At 64.3% G+C, this 22,433-nt stretch carries 23 protein-coding genes; 14 read left to right on the forward strand and 9 right to left on the reverse strand.

Annotated elements, in window-relative coordinates:
- The first annotated feature begins 65 nt into the window (after positions 1-65).
- Positions 66-284: a hypothetical protein gene (locus X741_RS164605; RefSeq protein ID WP_023775971.1), complete on the forward strand. Its 219-nt coding sequence runs from the start codon at positions 66-68 to the stop codon at positions 282-284.
- 6 nt (positions 285-290) lie between these two features.
- Here X741_RS164605 and X741_RS164600 read toward each other — a convergent pair whose 3' ends face one another.
- From X741_RS164600 to X741_RS164585, 4 genes are all read right to left on the reverse strand, one after another.
- Entirely contained in the window at positions 291-1,049 is a 759-nt protein-coding gene (locus tag X741_RS164600; protein WP_023775972.1) for a M48 family metallopeptidase, read from the reverse strand.
- A 99-nt stretch (positions 1,050-1,148) separates the two neighbouring features.
- Positions 1,149-1,631, reverse strand: coding sequence for a DUF2852 domain-containing protein (locus X741_RS164595; protein ID WP_013891662.1), 483 nt, complete (start codon positions 1,629-1,631; stop codon positions 1,149-1,151).
- 117 nt (positions 1,632-1,748) lie between these two features.
- On the reverse strand, positions 1,749-2,891 hold the full coding sequence (locus X741_RS164590; RefSeq protein ID WP_023765625.1) for a benzoate/H(+) symporter BenE family transporter: 1,143 nt from the start codon (positions 2,889-2,891) through the stop codon (positions 1,749-1,751).
- Positions 2,892-2,896: 5 nt separating this feature from the next.
- Entirely contained in the window at positions 2,897-3,664 is a 768-nt protein-coding gene (locus X741_RS164585) for an alpha/beta hydrolase (RefSeq protein ID WP_023775973.1), read from the reverse strand.
- 219 nt (positions 3,665-3,883) lie between these two features.
- On the opposite strand from X741_RS164585, the gene infC reads away from it, so the two are divergent.
- The 8 genes from infC (at position 3,884) to X741_RS164545 (ending at position 10,845) form a co-directional block, all read left to right on the forward strand.
- A complete protein-coding gene (gene infC, locus X741_RS164580; protein ID WP_010912915.1) occupies positions 3,884-4,420 on the forward strand; it encodes a translation initiation factor IF-3 in 537 nt (178 codons plus the stop codon).
- 156 nt (positions 4,421-4,576) lie between these two features.
- Entirely contained in the window at positions 4,577-5,203 is a 627-nt protein-coding gene (locus tag X741_RS164575) for an isoprenylcysteine carboxylmethyltransferase family protein (RefSeq protein ID WP_023775974.1), read from the forward strand.
- Between the two features lie 182 nt (positions 5,204-5,385).
- Entirely contained in the window at positions 5,386-5,589 is a 204-nt protein-coding gene (rpmI, locus tag X741_RS164570; RefSeq protein ID WP_006201248.1) for a 50S ribosomal protein L35, read from the forward strand.
- A gap of 92 nt (positions 5,590-5,681) precedes the next feature.
- On the forward strand, positions 5,682-6,083 hold the full coding sequence (rplT, locus tag X741_RS164565; RefSeq protein ID WP_006201247.1) for a 50S ribosomal protein L20: 402 nt from the start codon (positions 5,682-5,684) through the stop codon (positions 6,081-6,083).
- 187 nt (positions 6,084-6,270) lie between these two features.
- On the forward strand, positions 6,271-7,323 hold the full coding sequence (gene pheS, locus X741_RS164560) for a phenylalanine--tRNA ligase subunit alpha (RefSeq protein ID WP_032927370.1): 1,053 nt from the start codon (positions 6,271-6,273) through the stop codon (positions 7,321-7,323).
- Positions 7,320-7,742, forward strand: a complete 423-nt coding sequence (locus tag X741_RS164555) for a GFA family protein (protein WP_023775976.1) — start codon at positions 7,320-7,322, stop codon at positions 7,740-7,742. Before pheS ends, X741_RS164555 begins: the two co-directional genes overlap by 4 nt.
- Positions 7,739-10,147 carry a phenylalanine--tRNA ligase subunit beta gene (gene pheT, locus X741_RS164550; RefSeq protein ID WP_023775977.1) on the forward strand — a complete coding sequence of 803 codons (2,409 nt, stop codon included), beginning with the start codon at positions 7,739-7,741 and terminating at the stop codon, positions 10,145-10,147. Before X741_RS164555 ends, pheT begins: the two co-directional genes overlap by 4 nt.
- 95 nt (positions 10,148-10,242) lie before the next feature.
- On the forward strand, positions 10,243-10,845 hold the full coding sequence (locus X741_RS164545; protein ID WP_023775978.1) for a nucleotidyltransferase family protein: 603 nt from the start codon (positions 10,243-10,245) through the stop codon (positions 10,843-10,845).
- A 252-nt stretch (positions 10,846-11,097) separates the two neighbouring features.
- Here the strand turns inward: X741_RS164545 and X741_RS164540 are convergent, their stop codons facing one another.
- The gene (locus tag X741_RS164540) at positions 11,098-12,093 is read right to left on the reverse strand and encodes an aldo/keto reductase (RefSeq protein ID WP_023775979.1); all 996 of its coding nucleotides are present in this window, start codon (positions 12,091-12,093) and stop codon (positions 11,098-11,100) included.
- A gap of 96 nt (positions 12,094-12,189) precedes the next feature.
- On the opposite strand from X741_RS164540, the gene X741_RS164535 reads away from it, so the two are divergent.
- From X741_RS164535 to X741_RS164515, 5 genes are all read left to right on the forward strand, one after another.
- A complete protein-coding gene (locus X741_RS164535; RefSeq protein WP_023775980.1) occupies positions 12,190-13,080 on the forward strand; it encodes a LysR family transcriptional regulator in 891 nt (296 codons plus the stop codon).
- Between the two features lie 77 nt (positions 13,081-13,157).
- On the forward strand, positions 13,158-13,730 hold the full coding sequence (locus X741_RS164530) for a cytochrome b (RefSeq protein ID WP_023775981.1): 573 nt from the start codon (positions 13,158-13,160) through the stop codon (positions 13,728-13,730).
- A 116-nt stretch (positions 13,731-13,846) separates the two neighbouring features.
- The gene (locus X741_RS164525) at positions 13,847-14,422 is read left to right on the forward strand and encodes a YceI family protein (RefSeq protein ID WP_023775982.1); all 576 of its coding nucleotides are present in this window, start codon (positions 13,847-13,849) and stop codon (positions 14,420-14,422) included.
- A 122-nt stretch (positions 14,423-14,544) separates the two neighbouring features.
- Complete coding sequence (locus tag X741_RS164520; protein WP_023775983.1) at positions 14,545-15,531, forward strand: Gfo/Idh/MocA family oxidoreductase; 987 nt, start codon at positions 14,545-14,547, stop codon at positions 15,529-15,531.
- Positions 15,532-15,570: 39 nt separating this feature from the next.
- Positions 15,571-17,229: an FAD-binding dehydrogenase gene (locus X741_RS164515; protein WP_023775984.1), complete on the forward strand. Its 1,659-nt coding sequence runs from the start codon at positions 15,571-15,573 to the stop codon at positions 17,227-17,229.
- Between the two features lie 21 nt (positions 17,230-17,250).
- Here X741_RS164515 and X741_RS164510 read toward each other — a convergent pair whose 3' ends face one another.
- From X741_RS164510 to X741_RS164495, 4 genes are all read right to left on the reverse strand, one after another.
- Complete coding sequence (locus X741_RS164510) at positions 17,251-18,189, reverse strand: alpha/beta hydrolase (protein ID WP_023775985.1); 939 nt, start codon at positions 18,187-18,189, stop codon at positions 17,251-17,253.
- Positions 18,190-18,411: 222 nt separating this feature from the next.
- Positions 18,412-19,194, reverse strand: a complete 783-nt coding sequence (locus tag X741_RS164505) for a carnitinyl-CoA dehydratase (protein WP_023775986.1) — start codon at positions 19,192-19,194, stop codon at positions 18,412-18,414.
- Complete coding sequence (locus tag X741_RS164500) at positions 19,187-21,265, reverse strand: acetate--CoA ligase family protein (protein WP_023775987.1); 2,079 nt, start codon at positions 21,263-21,265, stop codon at positions 19,187-19,189. Before X741_RS164500 ends, X741_RS164505 begins: the two co-directional genes overlap by 8 nt.
- A gap of 3 nt (positions 21,266-21,268) precedes the next feature.
- On the reverse strand, positions 21,269-22,432 hold the full coding sequence (locus X741_RS164495) for an acyl-CoA dehydrogenase (RefSeq protein WP_013891680.1): 1,164 nt from the start codon (positions 22,430-22,432) through the stop codon (positions 21,269-21,271).
- Position 22,433: the final 1 nt, after the last annotated feature.

Consider the following 22,433-nt stretch of genomic DNA (forward strand, 5'->3'; position numbering starts at 1 on the left):
CTGTTTGCCGGCAACGCCAAAGGCACTACCTATTGATGGAGTGAATGCCAGGCGGGAGCACAATCATGGCCGACAGAACCGTTGCCGAATTGAGGCAGAAGATCGTGCAGGCGCGCGAGGTCATCGCCCACCTGATAGACAAGGCCGCCTTCAACGGCGCCGAGGCGCACCGGGCACTGGATTATTTCGGCAGCGACGCCTTCGACCGCGACTTCCTGCCCTGGCCGCATCATGGCGACGAGGGGCTGCGGCCGGATGAGCTCAATGCGGCGAACGACGATTGAGGCACCCTACTCGAACATGATCGCCTGCAGCGCCCCGCCATTGCGCTTCAGCCAATCCTTGCAGCGGTCGGTGTCGGGGCAGAGTTTCTCGCACAATTTCCAGAATTTCGGACCGTGGTTCATCTCCTTGAGATGCGCCACCTCATGGGCCACGAGGTAGTTTATGACGGGCTGCGGCGCCATCATGATGCGCCACGAGAAGGACAGGTTGCCCTCCGAGGTGCATGAACCCCAGCGGCTGGAGGTGTCCTTGTAGCGGATCGCCTTGGCGCGCTTGCCGAGCGCCCCGGTGTGTTTGACCACCAGCTTCTCGATCTCCTTCTTGGCCTCGCGCTTCAAGAAATCGGCGATGCGGCGCGGCAGGTGGATCCGGTCGCCATGCACGATGAGCAGCGGGCCGCGCTCGTCGCGCGAGACGGTGACTGTGCCGCGCTTCGACGGCTCATGGACGATGCGGTGCGGCACGCCGCGTATCGGGATCCTGATGCCGGGCCGCACCTGCGGCCGGGTCGGCACCTTGGCCAGCCGCTGCTCCAGCCAGGCCTGATGGCGCTCGAGGAACCGGTCCACCTCGCCTCGGCGCAGGCCCGGCGGAACGGTGATGCGCAGGCCCTGGCCGCCGGAATCGATGCGCAGCGTCAGGCGCCGCGCCCTGGCGCTCTCGACGATCTTGAGCGGCAGCGTGCGGCCGGCGACACAATATTCCCGCTCCACGGCGGGCGTGGGCTTGGGCTTCGTCAGATTGCGAAAGAATCCGATGGTCATGGCGGGACGATACGCGATTCGAGAAAAACGAATAGAACAAAAAAGAAACGGCGCCGCTCACGCGACGCCGTCATCATACCTTGGCCCTGTCGCTAGGCTTCAGTCGTCGAGCAGGTTCGAACCTTTGCCACGCTTGGTGGTGGTCGTTCCGGTGCTCGGATCGGTCTTCGTCGGGGCAGTCGACTTGTTGCGGTTCGCCATGAAGCGATCGAACTCGTCCTGGTCCTTGGCGCGGCGCAATTCGCGGGCATACTCGTCGAACTGCGTCAGCATCTCGTCGAGCTTGCGGCGCTCTTCGTTCAAGCGCTCAAGTTCCTTTTCGCGCCAGTCGTCGAAAGCGACGTTGCCGGTGCGGGCGGAGCCGTGACCCCAGCGCGCGGCCTTGTCGGAACCACGGCGGCAGCCGGCGAAGATGCCGTCGGTCGCGCGGTTGACGTCACGCTTGAAGCCGTCGAGCCGGTCGCCCCAGATGATGTAGGCGAGCATGGCGAAGCCGAGCGGCCAGAACACCATGAAGCCGATCACCATCAAGGCGATGGTCGCCGGCGTCCAGGCCGGGCGGATCAATGCAGATGTGTTCATTTTCTCCCATTCCTTCGGTTGGAGACAGCCAGGACCGGCTGCGTGGAATCGAAATGGGAAGGCAAAAACGGCGATTCAAGACAATGTCCGCCAAAACCGGACAAAGGTCTGAAATGATTATCGCTTTTTGAGCGTATCGAGGAAAAGCACGACCAGGCCGGCAATCAGCCCCCAGAATGCGGCGCCGACGCCGAACAGCGTCAGCCCCGAGGCGGTGACGACGAAAGTGACCGTGGCGGCCATGCGCTGCCCCTCGTCCTTCAATGCGATGGCCAGCGCGTTGGCGAGCGACGCCATCAGCGCGAGCCCTGCCACCAGCACGATCAGGCTCTGCGGCAGGACGGCGAAGATCGCCACCAGCGAGGCGCCGAAAATCGCGAAGATGAGATAGGCGAGCGCATAGAACGGCCCGGTTTTCCAGCGCTCGGCTGGGTCGGGGTGAACGTCCGGCCCGGTGCAGATCGCCGCCGAAATCGCCGCCAGATTGGTGGTCGAGCCGCCAAACGGCGCCGACAGCAGCGAAAACAAGCCGGTGACGCCGATCAGCGGGCCGGGCTCGGGGTGGTAGCCGGCGGCGCGCAGCACGGCGAGGCCCGACAGGTTCTGCGAGGCCATGGTGACGAGATAGAGCGGCAGCGCCAGGCCGATCATCGCCTTGGCGGTGAAATCGGGCGCGATCAGCGTCAGCGTCGACAATTCGGGTGTCGGCAGGCCGCCGACACGGCCGGTCAAGAAGGCGGCGAGACCGCCACCGATCAGCACCGCCAGCACCGACAGCGCCGGGTTGAACAGGCGGATGATGAAGAAGGCCGCGATCAGCGGCAGGATCAGCCAGGGGTCGACGGGAACGGTCTTGACCGCGTTGAGGGCGAAGGTGACGACGATGCCGGCCAGCATGCCGGAAGCAACCGAGGGCGGTATCCTGGAGATCAGCTGCGTCAACGGCTTGAACAGGCCGGTGGCGATCAACAGGATGGCGGTGACGATGAAGGCGGCGACGGCCTCGCCGATCGAAAAACCGCTCGACGCCGCCATCAGCGCCAGGCCCGGCGTCGACCATGCGGTGATGACGGGCATTTTCGTGCGCCAGGACAGCCACAGGCTCTCGATGGCCATGGCAAGGCAGATAGTCGTCACCCAGCTCGCCGTCTGGATTTGCGTCGCGCCGACCGCATGGGCGGCGGCAATGACGATGGCCAGGGTGCCGCCAAAGCCGACGATGGCCGCGACAAAGGCTGAGATCGGGATGGAAAGGCGCATGCTCATCAGCCCCGCTTGGCCATGTCACTGACCGACCGCACCAGCATGTCGAGATCCTGCGGCCGCGACAGGCGGTGGTCACCATCGGGGATCAGCGACAGCGTCACATCATCGGCCGGCAGCAGACTGACCAGCTTCAGCGCGTGGCTCGACGGCACGTCCGCATCGGCCAAGCCTTGCAGGATGTGAACCGGGCAATGGGTGTCGATCGGACCCGTCATCACCCGGTTGTCGCGCCCGTCCTCGATCAAGGCGCGCGTGTAGATGTAGGGTTCCTGGGAATAGTCCGACGGCTCGGCGAAGAACCCCTTTTTTGCGAGGTCGCGTTTCTGCGCCTTGGTCAGCACTGGTTCGACCAGTTCGGCGGTAAAATCCGGCGCCGGCGCCAGCAGCACCAGGCCGACGACGCTTGCATCACCCGCCTTGCGCAATTCCTGCACCATGCGCAGCGCGATCCAGGCGCCCATCGAGGAACCGACCAGTATCTGGTTACCCCTGGCGAAGTTCCGGAACACGGCAAGGCTCTGCGACAGCCATGTCGAAATCGTGCCGTCGGCAAAGGCGCCGCCGGACTCGCCATGGCCCGAATAGTCATGGCGCAGGAAAGCCCGGCCTTCGCTCGCGGCCCAGTCCGACAGCGTCTCAGCCTTCGTGCCCAGCATGTCCGACTTGTAGCCGCCGAGCCAGACAATGCCCGGCGTGGAACCCGTCGAATGGCGCACTGCTATGCGCGATCCATCGACATCCAGAAAGGCTGGGGGCGTGGCGGTCATGGCTTTTTCCTCGGGCCCTGTTCGGCGCGGGGTTCTTGTGACACAGCCACAGGCGTGGCGAAAAGTGCTCACGATGCTCTTTGTTTGGTGCAGGCCCGCGATCAGGGTGATTTTCTGTCAATGCTGTGCTATTGACTCCGCCCGCGCGCTCACCACATTGACGCGTCCACACATCAGACCGACGAAACCCGGAACGAAACGGCCAAGGAGACCACGACCATTCGCAGACCTTTCAAAGCAGCGGCGCCGACCAAGGATGGGCCGCGCTCCAACCGTGATATCCGGGTTCCCCGGGTCCAGCTTATCGACGCAGAAGGCCAGAACCGCGGTGATGTTTCCATCAACGACGCATTGCTGCTCGCCGAAGAGGCAGGGCTCGATCTCGTCGAAATATCGCCCAATGCGGTGCCGCCCGTCGTAAAAATCCTCGATCTCGGCAAGTTGAAATACGCCAACCAGAAGAAGGCGGCCGAGGCGCGCAAGAATCAGAAGGTCATCGAGATCAAGGAGATCAAGATGCGCCCGAACATCGACAGCCACGACTACGAGACCAAGATGAAGGCGGTTCGCCGCTTCTTCGAGGAAGGCGACAAGGTCAAGCTGACGCTGCGCTTCCGTGGCCGCGAGATGGCGCATATGGAGCTCGGCATGCAGCTTCTGAACAAGGTGCGCGAAGAAGTGGCGACCATCGCCAAGGTCGAGGCCGAGCCGAAGCTCGAAGGCCGCCAGATGATGATGGTGCTGGCGCCGCGCTAGGTGTGCTGAACATCTGAGATCACGATAAAGTCAGGCGTGGCCAGCGCTCCAAATCCGCCTGAATTGTCTTGCAGAGCGTCCCGGCGATCGGCGGGACGCCTGTTTCTCGGCTAAAGCCGCGATCGCCGGCTAAGCTCCTCGACGATCGGACACCCCTTGGACAACGAACTCAAATACGGGCTGGGCAATTACCAGCAGATACGCCGGCTCGTGCTTGCCGTGCTCGTGGTGGTGCTGTTTCTGGCGCTGCTTTTCGGCCAGTCGACCTTCCCACCCGACACGCCGGTGCATGAAACAATCGAGATGTTCGGCGTGCTGCTGATCTTCCTCGGCATCGTCGGCCGCCTCTGGGCGACGCTCTATATCGGCGGGCGCAAATCGTCCGAGGTAGTGACGGGCGGACCCTATTCGATGACCCGCAACCCGCTCTATGTGTTCTCGACCGTGGCGGCGGCCGGCGTCGGCGCCCAGATCGGCTCCTTCTCGGGCATCATCCTGTTCGCGCTGCTCTGCGCGGGCGCCTTCCACATCGTCATTCTGCGCGAGGAGAAATTCCTCAAGGAAGCGCTCGGTGCGCCCTATGCCGCCTATCTGGCGCGGGTGCCGCGCTTCTTCCCGAACCTTTCCCTCTACCAGGAGGGAGATACGGGTAGCTTCAAGCCGCGTCTGCTGTTGACCACGCTGCTCGATGGCCTGGTGTTCCTCATTGCGCTGCCGGCGTTCGAACTGATCGACGGCGCCCAGCAGTCGGGCATGCTGCCGGTCTGGTTCACGCTGCCCTGACCGAGGCTGCAAAGGCGCGGCGCGGTGGGTGTTGCACACAAGCCCGCTTTGACGTATAGCACCGCCGTTCAAGAAAACCGCCCGGCAGGGCATGCCGTGGCGGTTTCATTTGCTTTTCGGGCTTTGGTCGGCCCGAAGCGAACAAGAAGCGCGATAGTGCGCCAACGAGACGGAGTAGCAAAATGCCCAAGATGAAGACCAAGTCGGCCGCCAAGAAGCGGTTCAAGATCACAGGTACGGGTAAAGTCCTGTCGGCTGCGGCCGGCAAGCGTCACGGCATGATCAAGCGTTCCAACAAGTTCATTCGAAATGCCCGCGGCACGATGGTTCTGGCTGAACCGGATGGCAAGAAGGTCATCAAGAATTTTCTGCCGAACGGCCTCTAAGGCATTCGGTCTGGACGGCGTTTGTTTTTACGCAATTCCGAACGGAAAACCGCAACACACTTTCCTGGAATTGCTTTTAAGGAGATCATGACATGGCACGCGTAAAGAGAGGCGTCACCTCGCACGCCAAGCACAAGAAGGTCCTGAAAGCCGCCAAAGGCTTCTACGGCCGCCGCAAGAACACCATCCGCATCGCCAAGCAGGCGGTGGAAAAGTCGCTGCAGTACGCTTACCGCGACCGCAAGAACCGCAAGCGCTCGTTCCGCGCGCTGTGGATCCAGCGCATCAACGCGGCGACCCACGAGCACGGCCTGACCTATGGCCGCTTCATCGACGGCCTCAACAAGGCCGGCATCGAGATCGATCGCAAGATCCTGTCCGACATGGCCATTCATGAGCCGCAGGCTTTCGCCGCGCTGGTCGCCAAGGCCAAGGTCGCGCTCGAATATCTGAAGAACACCACGCCGAACGCTTTTGAGAGCGCTGTCGCTTAAGACCAGCGCTTCCCAAGCACTTCGACACTTGATTTGGGGAACCCGCGCTGGCACGGCTGGCGCGGGTTTTTCTTATGCCTGACCTTTCAACTTAGAAGTGACTTTCACTTTAAAGCTGACTTCCAACGTAGCGAGTTTGACCGTGAACGACGTAACTACCGGCTTGGATACGCTCGAAAATTCCCTGATGGCCGACATCGCGTCGGCCGCCGATGAGCCGGCGATCGAGGCCGTGCGCATCGCTGCCTTCGGCAAGAAGGGCACCGTGTCCGAGATGCTGAAAACGCTTGGCGCCATGACCGCCGAGGAGCGCCAGGTCAAGGGCCCTGCCATCAACGGCCTCAAGAACCGCGTCACCGAGGCGCTGACGGCCCGCAAGACCGAGTTGAAGGACGTGGCGATCGCCGCACGGCTAGCCGCCGAGAAGGTCGATGTGACGCTGCCGGTGCGGCAGTCGCCGGCAGAGCGCGGCCGCATCCATCCGATCAGCCAGGTCATCGACGAGATCGCGGCGATCTTCGGCGACCTCGGCTTCGCGATCGCCGAAGGGCCGGATATCGAGACCGACTATTACAATTTCACCGCGCTGAATTTCCCGGAAGGCCATCCGGCGCGCGAGATGCACGACACTTTCTTCTTCCAGCCAGACGAGAAGGGCGAGCGCAAGCTTTTGCGCACCCACACCTCGCCGGTGCAGATCCGCACCATGGAGAAGCAGAAGCCGCCGATCCGCATCGTCATTCCGGGCAAGACCTACCGCCAGGATTCCGACGCCACCCACTCGCCGATGTTCCATCAGGTCGAGGGTCTGGTGATCGACAAGTCGGCCAATGTCGCCAACATGAAGTGGGTGCTGGAAGAGTTCTGCAAGGCATTCTTCGAGGTGCCCTCGGTCAAGATGCGTTTCCGGCCGTCCTTCTTCCCGTTCACCGAGCCTAGCCTCGAGGTCGACATCCAATGCGACCGCTCGCGGCCCGGCGAAGTGCGCTTCGGCGAAGGCTCCGACTGGATGGAGATCCTCGGCTGCGGCATGGTGCATCCCAACGTGCTGCGCGCCGGCGGGCTCGATCCGGATGAGTACCAGGGTTTTGCCTGGGGCATGGGAATCGACCGCATCGCCATGCTGAAATACGGCATGCCGGACCTGCGCGCCTTCTTCGATGCCGATGTGCGCTGGCTGTCCCATTACGGTTTCAGGCCGCTCGACATGCCGACGCTGTTTGGGGGCCTGAGCGCGTGACAGAAGCCCACATCGGCGGCTGCCGCTGCGGTGCCGTGCGGTTCGAGGTCTCCGTCGAACCGCACCACGTCAGCTATTGCCATTGCGGCGATTGCAGGCGGGCCAGCGGCGCGCCCGTATCGGCCTTTGTCGGCTTCCCGGTCGACAAGGTGGCGTTTACGGGCAAGGCGTTGAAAATGTACGAGAACGGGCTGGTGACGCGTTCGTTCTGCGGCATCTGCGGCTCGCCGATCGCCTATGTCGACGATCGGCTCGAGGACGATATCTATTTCGTGCTCGGCGCCATGGACAGGCCGGCCGATTTCAAGCCGACGCAGCATGCCTATGTGAGCGAGCAGCTTCCTTTCCTGCATATGTCCGACGACTTGCCGAGACATTTGAAAACAAGCGTCAAAAGACCAGACGGAACAATTCAATGAAATTCACCCTCTCCTGGCTCAAGGATCATCTCGAGACCGACGCCACGCTCGCCGAGATCGTCGAGCGGCTGACCTCGATCGGTCTCGAAGTCGAGCATGTCGACGACAAGTCGGGCCTGAAACCCTTCGTCATCGCCAAAGTGCTGACGGCGGTGCAGCATCCCGATGCCGACCGCCTGCGGGTGCTGACCGTCGACACCGGCGACGGCAAGCCGCCGGTGCAAGTGGTGTGCGGAGCGCCGAACGCCCGCGCGGGCCTGATCGGCGCCTTTGCCGCGCCCGGCACCTATGTGCCCGGCATCGACGTAACGCTGACGGTCGGCAAGATCCGGGGCGTCGAAAGCCACGGCATGATGTGCTCCGAGCGCGAACTGGAGCTTTCCGACGAGCATAACGGCATCATCGACCTGCCCGCCGATGCGCCGGTCGGCACCAGCTTCGCGACCTATGCGCATCTCGACGATCCGGTCATCGAGATCAATCTGACGCCGAACCGGCCTGATGCGACCAGCGTCTACGGCATCGCCAGGGATCTGGCGGCAAGCGGGCTCGGCCGTCTCGTCGGCGGCGCCATCATGCCCCACGCCGGCAGCGGCATGTGTCCGGTCAAGGTGACGATCGAGGCCCCGGAACTCTGTCCCGGCTTCGCGCTCAGGCTGGTCAAGGGCGTGAAGAACGGCCCGTCGCCGAAATGGCTGCAGCAGCGGCTGATCGCCATTGGTCTTCGGCCGATCAGCGCGCTGGTCGACATCACCAATTACGTCACCTTCGATCGTGGCCGGCCGCTGCATGTGTTCGATGCCAGGAAGGTCGCCGGCAACCTGGTCGTGCGCCGCGCGCGCGACGGCGAGAAGGTGCTGGCGCTCGACGGCCGCGAATACACGCTGACGCCGGAGATGTGCGTGATCGCGGATGACGATGGCGTCGAATCGATCGCCGGCATCATGGGCGGCGAGCATTCCGGCTGCGACGAGAACACCACCGACGTGCTGATCGAGTCCGCGCTTTGGGATCCGATCACCACCGCCCGCACCGGCCGCACGCTCGGCATCATCACCGATGCGCGCTATCGCTTCGAACGCGGCGTCGATCCCGAATTCATGGTGCCAGGCGTGGAACTGGCGACGAAACTGGTGCTCGATTTCTGCGGCGGCACGCCGACGGAGATCGAAGTGGCCGGTTATGCCGGCCACCAGCCCAAGATGGTCTCCTTCCCGCTGTCGGACATCAAGCGCCTGACCGGGATCGAGGTCCCCAGGGCGGAAAGCCTGGGCATCCTCTCGCGCCTCGGTTTCACGGCGGACGGATCGGGCGATGTCGTCAACGTCACCGTGCCCTCCTGGCGTCCCGATGTCGACGGCAAGGCCGACCTGGTCGAGGAGGTGATGCGCATCCACGGCGTCGACAACATCGCGCCGCAGCCGCTCGGCGCGCATGACGCGGTCAATGCAAAAATCCTCACCACGCTGCAGGTGCGCACCCGCACGGCCAAGCGCGCATTGGCAGTGCGCGGCATGATGGAGGCCGTCACCTGGTCGTTCATCCCGGCAAGGCATGCCGAGCTGTTCGGCGGCGGCCAGACGGCGCTCAAGCTCGCCAACCCGATCGCCGCCGATATGTCCGACATGCGGCCCTCGCTGCTGCCGGGGCTGATCGCCGCTGCCCAGCGCAATGCCGACAAGGGCATCGGCGACGTGGCGCTGTTCGAAGTCTCGGGCACCTATGAGGGCGACGGCGCCGACCAGCAGCGCCGCGTCGCTGCCGGCGTGCGCCGCGGCACCGCCAAGCTCGACGGCTCTGGCCGCAACTGGGCCGGCAATTCGGGGCCGGTCGGCGTGTTCGACGCCAAGGCCGATGCGATCGCGGCGCTCGAAGCCTGCGGCGCGCCGGTCGACCGGCTGCAGATCGAGGCGGGCGGTCCGGCCTGGTATCATCCCGGCCGCTCCGGCACGATCAAGCTCGGGCCGAAAACGGTGCTGGGCACCTTCGGCGAGTTCCATCCGAAGACGCTGGAAGGGCTCGACGTCTCCGGGCCGCTGTGCGGCTTCGAAGTGTTCGTCGACGCCGTGCCCGAGCCGAAGGCCAAGCCGACGAAGACCAAGCCGAGACTGGATCTGTCCGCCTTCCAGGCGGTGAAGCGCGACTTCGCCTTCGTCGTCGATAGATCCGTGGAGGCCGGCACGCTGGTGCGCGCCGCCCTTGCCGCCGACAAGAAGCTGATCACTGGTGTCTCGGTCTTCGACATCTTCGAGGGTGCATCGCTCGGCGCCGACAAGAAATCGATCGCCATCGAGGTGTCGATCCAGCCGGTCGAAAGGACGCTGACCGACGAGGATTTCGAGGCGCTCGCCAAGCGCATCGTCGAGAATGTCGGCAAGCAGACCGGTGGTGTTCTGCGCGGCTGAAGCAATTCCAGGAAGAGTGTTTAGCGGTTTTCCCGTCCGGAATTGCGCAGGAATTACGGATTGCGGGCAGATGGCGAATCGTCCTCCAAAAGGCGATGGACCATCTGCGCTATTCCGGGCTGCCGTTCGAAACACAACGCGAAGCGTTTCTCGACATCGTGTCGGCCGATCCGCTCGTCCGCGAAGCGCTGGTGCGTGCCCGAGCGCTCGACCTGCCGGACTGGCTGGTGGTTTCCGGCGCGCTTTACAACACGGTCTGGAACCATCTAACCGGCAAGCCGTCGGGCTATGGCATCAAAGATGTCGATTTGTTCTATTTCGATGATGCGGATTTATCCTACGAGGCCGAGGACACCGTCATCCGCCGGGCGGCACGGCATTTCGAAGGGCTGGCACTGCCGGTCGAGGTGCGCAACCAGGCTCGGGTGCATCTGTGGTATCAGCAGAAGTTCGGGCAGCCCTGCCCGCGCTATACGAGTTCCAGCGACTCGGTTGGGCATTTTGCCTCGAAGACCCATGCGGTCGGGGTGCGATACGATGCCGACGGGCAATTGGAGTTGGTGGCGCCGTTCGGGCTCGACGATATCTTTTCGTTCCGCATCACGCCCAACCGGGTGATGGATAATCAGCGAACGCATGATGCGAAGGGCCGGCGCGCGAAGGAATGTTGGCCGGAAATTTCGGTGGTGCCTTGGTGACAGTCAGGGATAAGAGATGCCGGTGCGAGGCACGCCCCTCTGCCCTGCCGGGCATCTCCCCCGCAAAGGGGGGAGATCGGCAGCTTCCCGGTCCCGCCTCGCCTTCTGCGCCGAAGATTGGCGAAAGCCTAGATGAGGCCGATCTCCCCCCTTGCGGGGGAGATGTCCGGCAGGACAGAGGGGGGTGCCTCGCGCCAATTTTCCCAGTCATTTGCATCGCGCGGCATTGAAGAAGGAGCGCCGAAGCGCTCCTCACCCATTCACCAGCGCCAGCAACTCCTCCGTGTAGCGCTTGCCAACCACCTTATCGGGCGACAGCGCATCACCGATCGTCGCCACCTCGGCCACGCTCAGCTCGATCGCGGCCGCCGCCGTGTTCTGCTCCAGATGACGTATCTTTCTTGCGCCGGGGATCGGCACGATGAAATCGCCCTGGTGCAGCACCCACGCGAGCGCCAGCTGCGCCGAGGTGACGCCTTTTTCAGCCGCCATCTTCTCCAGCGTGGCGACAATTTTGGCGTTGGCTTCCATCGCCTCGGCTTGGAAGCGTGGCAAGGTGCGGCGCCAGTCATCGTCGCTCAAGGCCTCGGGCTTGGCGATCGTACCCGTCAGCAGGCCACGACCCAGCGGGCTGTAGGGAACGAAGCCGATGCCGAGTTCGCGGCAGACGGCGAACACCTCGTCTTCCGGGTCGCGGCTCCACAGCGAATATTCGCTCTGCACGGCCGCGATCGGATGCACGGCGTGCGCCCGGCGGATGGTCGCGGCGCTCGCTTCCGAAAGGCCGAGCGCCCGCACCTTGCCCTCGCGCACCAGTTCGGCCATGGCGCCGACCGTGTCTTCGATCGGCACGTTGGGGTCGACGCGATGCTGGTAGTAGAGGTCGATCACATCGGTGCCCAGCCGCTTCAGCGACGCCTCGGCGACAGCCTTGGCGTGCTCGGGGCGGCTGTCGACGCCGGCCATGCGGTCCATACCGGCACCTTCCTCCAGAATCTTGAAGCCGAATTTCGTGGCGATGGTCACCTTGTCACGCACCGGCTTCAGCGCCTTGCCGACCAGAACCTCGTTCTCGTAGGGGCCGTAGACCTCCGCCGTGTCGAAGAAATTGACGCCGATGTCGACGGCGCGGCGCAATGTGGCGATCGCTTCAGCCTCCGGCTGGCCGCCATAGGCGAAGCTCATGCCCATGCAGCCGAGGCCGACGGGGTAGACGTTCAATTCAGTTCCTAGCTTGCGGGTTTGCATAACGCGTCTCCTTGTTGCGATGCGGGAGAAATAGCGTCTTGCCTTGTGTTCGATAATCGGCTCTCATTTGCACGGGCTGTTCTAGAATATAGATCAATGAACCGAGCGAACCTTTCCCAACTGGCCGTGCTGGCAACCGTCGCCCAATGCGGCAGCTTCCGCGGCGCCGCTAGGGAGTTGGCCATCGCGCCGTCGGCGGTCAGCCACGCGGTGTCCAGCCTGGAAGCCCGGCTTGGTGTTCGCCTCCTGTCGCGCAGTACACGCAGTGTCGCGCCCACGGAAGAAGGCGCGCAATTGCTGGAACGGCTGCGGCCGGCGCTGTCCGAGATCGACCTGGCTCTGGAGACGGCGGTCGAGGCGCGCGACCGGCCCGCCGGCAATCTGCGGCTCAGCGTGCCGCGCACGGCAGCGCATCTGGTGCTGACGCCACGGCTCGGCGCCTTTGCATCGGCCTACCCAGACATCGTGCTTGAGATCGTCGTCGAGGACCGCTTCACCGACGTGGTGGAAGGTGGCTTCGATGCCGGCGTGCGACTGGGTGAGAGCCTGCAGCGCGACATGATCGCGGTGCGCATCGGGCCGGATATTCGCGGTGCGGTGGTCGGCGCGCCGGCCTATTTCAGAGCGATGCCCAGACCGCGCCACCCGCGCGAGCTTGCCGATCATCGCTGCATCCGCTTCCGCTTCTCCAGCGGCGTCCTCTACCGCTGGGAGTTCGAGAGGGGGAGCGAGGAGATCGAGATGGCGGTGGAAGGGCCGCTGATCCTCGACGAGGACCATCTCATCGCGCAGGCCGCGGTCGACGGCGCCGGGCTGGCCTTCGTCTTCGAGCCCTATGTCCGCGCGCCGCTCGCCGACGGCAGGCTGATCCGCGTGCTGGAGGACTGGTGCCCGTCCTTCGACGGGTTCTTCGTTTACTATCCGAGCCGCCGCCAGATGCGTCCAGCGCTAAGGGCTTTCGTGGATTTCTTCAAGGTGAGCGCATGAGGCGCGCTTTACCTTCCCCCTTGTGGGGAGGGTGAGGAGCGCTGGAAGAAACCCGTCCTGCCGTTCGTTCGCCTCCCATGCAATCTGCTATCACCAACACCCGAACCCGCTACGGCTGGGCAACCATTCTTATTCACTGGCTGATCGGCATTATCTTCATCGGCCAGTTCGCCCTCGGCTTCGTCATGGTGCGGCTCAGCAGCCAGCGCACCGCCTTCGAGCTGATCCAACTGCACAAATCCCTGGGCTTCCTGCTGCTTGGCCTCGTCATCCTGCGCATCGCATGGCGGCTCGGGAATGCGGCGCCTGCCTTGCCGTCCTCGGTCGGCACGCTTGAGCGGCGCGCCGGGCCGATGGCGCATCTGGCGCTCTATGCCTTCCAGATCGCCCTGCCCTTGTCGGGCTGGGCATTGGTGTCGGTCTCGACGCTGGAAATCCCGACCATGCCGTTCAATCTGTTCGTGATGCCCAACCTGCCGCTCGCCGAGTCCGACTTTGCCGAAAGCCTCTGGGCATCGGTGCACTGGTATCTCGCCTATGCCGGCATCGCGCTGGTCGCGCTGCATGTCGCCGCCGCGTTGCGCCATCACTTCCTGCTGCGCGACAGCGTGCTCACGCGCATGATCACGCCTTCGTCAAGCCGGGATTAGATCTGGCCGGGATTAGATCTGGCCGGGAATAGATCAGGCCGGGAATAGAACCGGCAGTTGGTTCGTTGGTGGGGCGAGGACGCGAACAGCGTTGCCTCCAAAAAGGATTACTCCCCATGTATGCACGCATCTTCGGATTTGCGGCGGTTGCCGCTTGTCTTGCCATGCCTGTTTCAGCGGCCATTTCGCTTGGCGAGGCCGCCGGCAGCTATACGATCAATCCGGCAGCCTCCAGCATCCGTTTCACCATCGGCAAGGCCGGTGGCGGGGGCTTCGATGGCGCCTTCGGCCGCTTCAAGGGCACGATCCGCATCGACAATTCCGATGTCGGGCGCTCCAAGGTCGACTTTACCATCTATCCGGAAAGCGTCGGCACCGGCCAGGGCCGCATCGATGCCTTCCTGCGCTCCGACGCGGTGTTCGACGCCGCCAACAGCCCGGAGATCCAGTTTCGCTCGACCAGCGTGACCCGCACCGGCGACACATCGGCCCTTGTCACCGGCCGGCTGACGGCACGCCGCAAGACGTTTGCGGAAAAGTTCACCGCCGAGTTCGACGGGTCGAAGGGCGGCACGATCAAATTCCATGTCACCGGCAAGGTGCTGAGGTCGCGTTACGGCATGGATGTCGGCACGCCGCTCTATTCCAATATCGTCGACTTCGAAATGACACTGACGGGTAAGCGGAGCTGACCCGGGGGTAAGCGGAGCTGACCCGGGGAAAACGGGGTTAGTTGCCACGGCACATCGCATTGGCTTTTCCGGCGATTTCAGGCAAACCTCGTCGCCTGTAAAAATCGACATGGAGAAGCGTGATGTTCCGATGGGGTGTGTTGTCGACGGCCAAGATCGGCCGCGAGCAGTTGTTGCCGGCAATTGTCGAGGCGGAGAACGGCGTGCTGTCGGCGATAGCCAGCCGCGACCTGTCGAAGGCCAAGACACTGGCCGAGCGCTTCGGTGCGCACCATGCCTTCGGCTCCTATGAGGAACTGCTTGCCTCCAAGGACATTGACGGCGTCTACATCCCGCTGCCGACCTCGCAGCATGTCGAGTGGACGGCGAAGGCCATCGAAGCCGGCAAGCATGTGCTGGTGGAAAAGCCGCTGGCGCTCGACGCCAAGGACATCCCGCCGCTGATCAAGCTGCGCGACCAGAAGAAGGTGCTGGTCTGCGAGGCGTTCATGGTCATCTATCATCCGCAGTGGATCAAGGTGCGCGATCTCATCGCCAGCGGCGCCATCGGCCGGCTGCGCCACGTGCAGGGCGCGTTTTCCTATTACAATGTCGATCCCAACAACATGCGCAACCAGCTCGATCTCGGCGGTGGCGCGCTGCCCGACATCGGCGTCTATCCGACCGTGTCGACACGCTTTTCGACCGGCAAGGAGCCGCTTCGCGTGCAGGCGACGATCGAGCGCGACAAGAAATTCGGCACCGATATCTACTCCTCGATCCGCGCCGATTTCGGCGACTTCGAACTGTCCTTCTATTTGTCGACGCAAATGGCGGCGCGGCAGGTGATGGTGTTCCACGGCGAGAAAGGTTTCATCGAGGTTTTTTCTCCGTTCAACGCCGGGCTCTACGACCATCACCGCATCGAACTGCACAACCAGAACCACACCGAGGCGCAGGTGTTCCGCTTTCCCGGCACGCAGCAATACCGGCTGGAGGTCGAGACCTTCGCGCGGGCAGCGGCGGGCGGCAAGGAGCGCGTCTTCACACTGGAGGAGTCCGTGCTCAACCAGAAGGTCATCGACGCCATCTTCCGCGCCGGCGGCAAGGATGGCTGGGAGGCTGTCTAGCTGCTTGCATTAAAATAGCCGGCTATTCTGGGAGGGAAAATGGCTGACGATGCGGACGTGATCGTTGTGGGCGCCGGCCTGGCCGGGCTGGTTGCGGCCGCCGAACTTGCCGAGGCCGGCAAGAAGATCATCATCGTCGACCAGGAGCCGGAACAGTCGCTGGGCGGTCAGGCGTTCTGGTCGTTCGGCGGGCTTTTCCTCGTCGATTCACCCGAGCAGCGGCGCATGCGCATCCGCGATTCGCATGATCTGGCGCTCGAGGACTGGCTGGGCACCGCCGCTTTCGACCGGCCGGAAGATCACTGGCCCCGCAAATGGGCGGAAGCCTATGTCGGCTTCGCCGCCGGCGAGAAGCGCTCCTGGCTGATGGAGCGCGGCCTGAAGTTCTTCCCCGTGGTCGGCTGGGCCGAGCGCGGCGGCGGCAATGCCATCGGGCACGGCAATTCAGTGCCGCGCTTCCATATCACCTGGGGCACCGGTCCCGGCGTGCTGGAACCCTTCGTCCTGCGCGTGCGCGAGGCGCAAAAGCGCGGATTGATCAGCTTCAGATTCCGCCACCGCGTCAACGAACTGACGCGGACGGGCGCTGCCGTCACCGGTGTGCGCGGCGATATCCTTGAGCCGAGCACGGTCGAGCGCGGCCACAAGAGCTCGCGCGAAATATCAGGCGATTTCGAACTTCATGCACAAGCGGTGATCGTCGCTTCCGGCGGCATCGGCGCCAACCATCAGCTTGTCCGGGAAAATTGGCCCAAGCGGCTTGGCGCGGCGCCGAAGCGCATGATCACCGGCGTGCCCGACCATGTCGACGGCCGCATGCTGGCGATCACGGAGCAGGCCGGCGGCTCGATCATCAACCGCGACCGCATGTGGCACTATGTCGAGGGCATCAAGAACTGGGCGCCGATCTGGACCGACCACGCCATCCGCATCCTGCCTGGCCCGTCGTCGCTGTGGCTCGATGCCCGGGGCAAACGCCTGCCGGTGCCGCTCTATCCCGGCTTCGACACGCTGGGCACGCTCAGCCATATCATGAGCACCGGCTTCGATTACTCCTGGTTCATCCTGACCAGGAAAATCATCCAGAAGGAGTTCGCCCTGTCGGGCTCCGAACAGAACCCGGACCTGACCGGCAAGAGCTGGCGCCAGGTTCTCGGACGCGCCACCTCGGGCATTCCGGGACCGGTGAAAGCCTTCATGGAGAAGGGCGAGGACTTCATCGTCGAGGCCGATCTTTCTAAGCTGGTTGCCCGCATGAACGCGCTGGCCGGCGGCGAGCCGCTGCTCGAGCTTGGGCAGGTCGAGCGCGAAATCCGCGCCCGCGACCGGCAGCTCGATAATCCGTTCTCAAAGGACATGCAGGTCACCGCGCTGCGCGGCGCGCGAGCCTATCTCGGTGACCGGCTGATCCGCACGGCCAGGCCGCACAAGATGCTCGACCCGGCGAACGGCCCGCTGATCGCGGTGCGTCTCAACATCCTGACCCGCAAGACGCTGGGCGGCCTGCAGACCGATCTCGACAGCCGCGTGCTGGGCGAGGATGGCCAACCGGTGCCCGGACTCTATGCCGTTGGCGAGGCCGCCGGTTTCGGCGGCGGCGGAGTGCATGGCTATGCCGCGCTGGAAGGCACCTTCCTCGGCGGCTGCATCTTCTCCGGCCGCGGCGCAGGCCGGGCAGCGGCCGCGGCTATACAGTAAACTTGGGTGGCCAGCCTGCGCTCACCAGAGCCAGGCGCCCTGGCCGAGGGCGGCCACCGCGTCGACGATCCGGGTGAAGCTGGCGCGGGCGCGGCCGACCGTGTGCCTGGCCCGGAGATAGCCGTGCACCAGCCCCGGTTCCTGGAACCAATACGCCCGTCCGCCCGCCGCGACGATGCGGTCGCGGTAGGCCTCGCCGTCTGATGACAGCGGGTCGCACTGCGCGGTGATCAGCACCGTCGGCGGCAGATTGGCGAAATCGGCGTCGGCGAGCGGCGACAGCGTTATGTCGCCGGTCCGGTCCACTCCGCCGGTGCGGATATGCTTGTAGAATTCTATATCGCGCGCCGTCAGCATCGGCGCCTCGGCATGCGTCACATAAGAGCCGCGCGAGCGGTCGCCACCGAGGCCGGGATAGATCAGCACTTGGCCAAACGGGCGTTTTGCCTGGCCGCGCGTGGCATGGCTGACGGCGGCGCAGAGATTGCCGCCGGCGCTGTCGCCGCAAAGCACGATGGGATGGTCGCGATTTGCGGCAGTCCATTCGAAGGCGCTCATCGCATCGTCGAAGGCGGCCGGATGCAGGTGCTCCGGCGCCAGCCGGTAGTCGACCGAGACCACCTCATAGCCGGTGCGGGCGCAGAATTCGGCGCAGACATCGTCATGGCTGTCCAGCCCGCCAAGGATGAAGCCGCCGCCATGGATATAGAGCACCGTCGCCGCTGCCTGGCGCGCGCTTCGGTAAAGGCGGATCGGGATGTCGTGCGTCGATGTCGCTATGGCGGAGGTTTCGACCGCAACGCCCTCGGGATAGCCGGCAAAGAATTCCCGACACATGCGATCGTAGATCGCGCGCTGTTCGGCGATCGTATAATCGATCGTATCTGGCGGGTAATAGGAATTGGTGCGCTCGATGAAGGCCCAGGTCTCGGCGTCGATGAGGGTGCTGTAGTCGGTCATGCTGGCCGCGCCGACTGCAAAGGCTGAGCCCGGGCACCCCCCTCTGGCCTGCCGGCCATCTCCCCCGCAAGGGGGGAGATTGGCAGCTTCGGTTGCAACGCTTTTCTAGCAGCGCTCGTGATTGGCGAAAGCGAAAGTGACATCCGATCTCCCCCCTTGCGGGGGAGATGGCCGGCAGGCCAGAGGGGGGTGTGACGGAACGCCATCATTTCCAAACTACCGTCACTTCCCCTTCCACACAGGCTCGCGCTTCTCGGCAAAGGCGCGAAAACCTTCCATGTTGTCCTCGGAACCGTAGAGCGCGTCGACGGTCGCCAACTGGCGGCGCGTGACCTTGTTCATGGCATCCTGGAAGGTCAGCGCCTCGGCCACGCGCGCGGTCTCCTTGATCGCGGCGAAGACCAGCGGCGGGCCGCCGGCGAGCAGCCTTGCGATCTCCCAGACGCGGTCCTCGAGTTTGTCCTTGGGCAGCACTTCGTTGACCAGGCCCCAGCGATGCGCCTCGGCGACGTCCATCCAACGGCCGGTGAGCAGAAGGTCCATGGCGACATGGTAGGGAATGCGCTTCGGCAGCTTGATCGTCGCGGCGTCGGCAAGCGTACCGGCGCGGATTTCGGGCAGTGCGAAGGAGGAATGGTCGGAGGCGTAGATGAGGTCGCAGGACAGCGCCAGCTCGAAACCGCCGCCGACCGCCATGCCGTTGACGCAAGCAATGACCGGCTTGTTGAGGTCACGCAGCTCCTGCAGGCCGGCAAAGCCGCCGACGCCATAATCTCCGTCGACCGCGTCGCCGCCGGCGGCAGCCTTGAGGTCCCAGCCGGCGCAGAAGAACTTGTCGCCAGCGGTCTTGACGATGGCGACGCGAAGCTCCGGATCGTCGCGGAACGCCTTGAAGGTCTCGCCCATCAGCCGTGACGTCTTCAGGTCGATGGCGTTGGCCTTGGGCCGGTCGAGCGTGACCTCGAGGATGGTGCCCTCGCGGCGGGTCGAAATGACGTCAGACATTCTTGTTCTCTCCCAGCACCAGCAGCGCGTCGGCGATCCAGGCACCCTTGCCTTCCGCGCAGACGATCAGCGGGTTGATGTCCAGTTCCTCGATCTCGCCGGCATTCATCTGCACGAAGGCGGCGATACCCGCGATGGCATCGATGGCGGCCTGGACATCGGCCTTCGGCCGGCCGCGATAGCCTTCGAGCAGCGGGAACAGCTTGAGGCCGCGCAGTGCGGCCTCGATGTCGTCGCGCGTTGCCGGCAGCATCAGCGTGACGCTGTCGCGCAGCAATTCGACCAGCACGCCGCCGGTGCCAAGCGTCATCACCGCGCCGAACATCGGATCGCGGGTGAAGCCGACGATCAGTTCGGCGACGCCGTCGCGCACCATGCGCTCGACATAGAGCCCGGTGCCGAGCGGCAGCAGATCATGCGCCGCCGTGCTGACCGATTCCGCGTCCTTGAGGTTCAGCCTGACAGCGCCGACCTCGGATTTATGGGTGACGCCCAGCGCCTTCAGGGCAACGGGAAAGCCGAGTGCCATCGACGAAATCACCGCCTCGACCGCATTGCCGGCGCGCTCGCCCTTCGGCACCGGCAAGCCGGCCATGATCAGCCGCGCCTTGGCTTGCGCCTCGTCAGGCGTGACATGCTCGCCGCCGGCGGCACCCGAGGCGGAGGTGTCGACCGGCTGCGCCTGCGGCTCGCGCCAGACCCAGCCGATGAAGGCCGCGGCCTGGGCGGCGTCCATCGCCTCGGAAATGCCGAACAGCGGCACCATGCCCCGCGCCATGAGCTCTGCGGTGTATTCCTCGGGCAGGTTCTCCGGCAGCGAGGAGACGATGGCGCCGTGCGCCTTGTTGGTCTTCAGCGCCGCTTCGAAGGCGCGCAGTGTCGCCCACCAGTCGGTCACCGAGCAACGATCCGGGCGCGGAAAGTCGAGCACCAGCATGTTGAGGTCGAAGCCGCCCGACACCATGGCGGTGAAGGTGGCCGTCATCGCCGGCTCGTTGTTCCAGATGAAGGTGTGGTAGTCGAGCGGGTTGGCGACCGCGACCAGCGGCCCGAGCGTCGATTTGACATGCGCGCGATGGCTGTCGGTGAGAACCGGGAAGTTGACCCAGCGGCCCTCGGCGCTGTCGGCCATGACAGAGGCCTCGCCGCCCGAACAGCTCATCGACGACAGCCTGTAGCCGGGGAGTGGGCCGGTGATGTGCAACAGCTTCAGGGCTTCGATGAAGGCTGGAATGGAATCGACGCGAGCAATGCCGAGCCGCCTGAGGAAGGCGCCCGAGGCCGCGTCCGAGCCGGCGAGCGACGCGGTGTGCGAGACTGTCGCTTGCCGCGCCTGCTCGGAACGGCCGACCTTCATGGCGATGATCGGCTTTTTCAGCTCGCGGGCACGCGTCGCCAGTCTTTCAAAGCCGGCTACCGAATCGAAGGCCTCGATGTGCAGGCCGAGCGATGTCACCCGCTCGTCCTCGATCAGGCCCAGCGCCATTTCGGAGAGGCCGGTCTGCGCCTGGTTGCCAGCGGTCATCAGGAAGGCGATCGGCAGGCCGCGCTTCTGCATCGTCATGTTGATGGCGATGTTGGAGGACTGGGTGATGATGGCGACGCCTTTGCCGCCTTGTTCGAGCCGGATGCCGCCATGCTGGTCGGGCCACAGCAGCGCGCCATCGGCATAATTGATCAGGCCGTAGCAGTTGGGCCCGATGATCGGCATCTCGCCCGCCGCCGCCACCAGCTCGGCCTGCAGCCGCTCGCCATCATCGTCATAGGCCTCGGTTTCGAGGAAGCCGGCGGCAAAGCAGACGGCGCCGCCCGCACCCCGCTCGGCCAGCGCCTTGACGACCTCGATGGTCAAATGCCGGTTGACGCCGACAAAGGCGGCATCCGGCGCGCCGGGCAGGTCCGCCACGGACCGATAGGCCTTGCGTCCGGCAACCTCGTCCTTGGTCGGGTGCACCGGCCAGATTTCGCCGGCAAAGCCCATCTTGATCGATTGCGCGACCACGGCGGCGGCCTGCACGCCACCGAACACGGCGATCGATTTTGGGCGCAAGAGACGCTCAAGCTTGTGCATATGTCATGCCCCGAACGGGCGCAGCAGCGCCCGCGAAATGATGTGACGCTGGATTTCCGACGTGCCTTCCCAGATGCGTTCGACGCGAGCGTCGCGCCAGATGCGCTCCAGCGGCAGGTCGTCCATCAGCCCCATGCCACCATGGATCTGGATCGCCTCGTCGGCGACGAAAGCGAGCATTTCGGTGGCCTTCAGCTTGGCCATGGCCATGTCCTGGTCGGTGACTGTGCCCTGATCGTACTTCCAGCCGGCTTCGAACACCATCAGGTCGGCGGCCTTGAGCTCCGTCGCCATGTCGGCGAGCTTGAACGACACGCCCTGGAACTTGCCGATCTGCTGGCCGAACTGCTGGCGCTGCGCGGAATATTCGATAGCGTGGCCGAGCGCCCGCTCGGCGCGGCCGAGACAGGTGGCGCCGACCTGCAGGCGCGTGGCGCCGAGCCAGGAATTGGCGACGTCAAAGCCCTTGTGCACCTCGCCGAGAACCTGGCTTGCCGGCAAACGGCAATCGTCGAATTCAAGAATGGCGTTGGTGTAGCCGCGATGCGAGACGTTGCGGTAGCCGTCGCGCACCGTGAAACCCTTGGTGCCCTTGTCGACGAAGAAGGCGGTGATCTTCTTGCGCTTGCCGCGCGCCGTTTCTTCCTCTCCCGAGGCCATGAAACAAATGGCGAAATCGGCAAGATCGGCGTGGGAGATAAAATGCTTGGTGCCGTTCAGCACCCAGTCGTCGCCGTCCTGCACGGCGGTCGCCTTCATGCCGCGCAGGTCCGAGCCGGCGCCCGGCTCGGTCATCGCCAGGCAGTCCCATTTCTCGCCACGGATGCAAGGGAACAGGTATTTCTCGCGTTGTTCGGGCGTGCCGGCGAGCAGGATGTTGGAGGGGCGAGCCACGCAAGTCCAGTGCAGCGCGTAGTTGGCGCGACCGAGTTCCTTTTCGTAGAGCAGCCAGGTCACCGTATCGAGGCCCGCGCCGCCGACATCGGCGGGCATGTTGGCGGCATAGAGACCGGCTTCGATCGCCTTGGCCTTGATCTCCTCGATCAGTTCGCGGCGCAGCACGCCGGTGCGTTCGACCTCGCGCTCATGCGGGTAAAGCTCATTCTCGACGAAGGCGCGCGTGGTCTCGACAATGAGCTTCTGTTCCTCCGACAGACCGAAATCCATG

The organism is Mesorhizobium sp. LNHC221B00, from assembly GCF_000502935.1.
Lineage (GTDB): Bacteria > Pseudomonadota > Alphaproteobacteria > Rhizobiales > Rhizobiaceae > Mesorhizobium > Mesorhizobium opportunistum.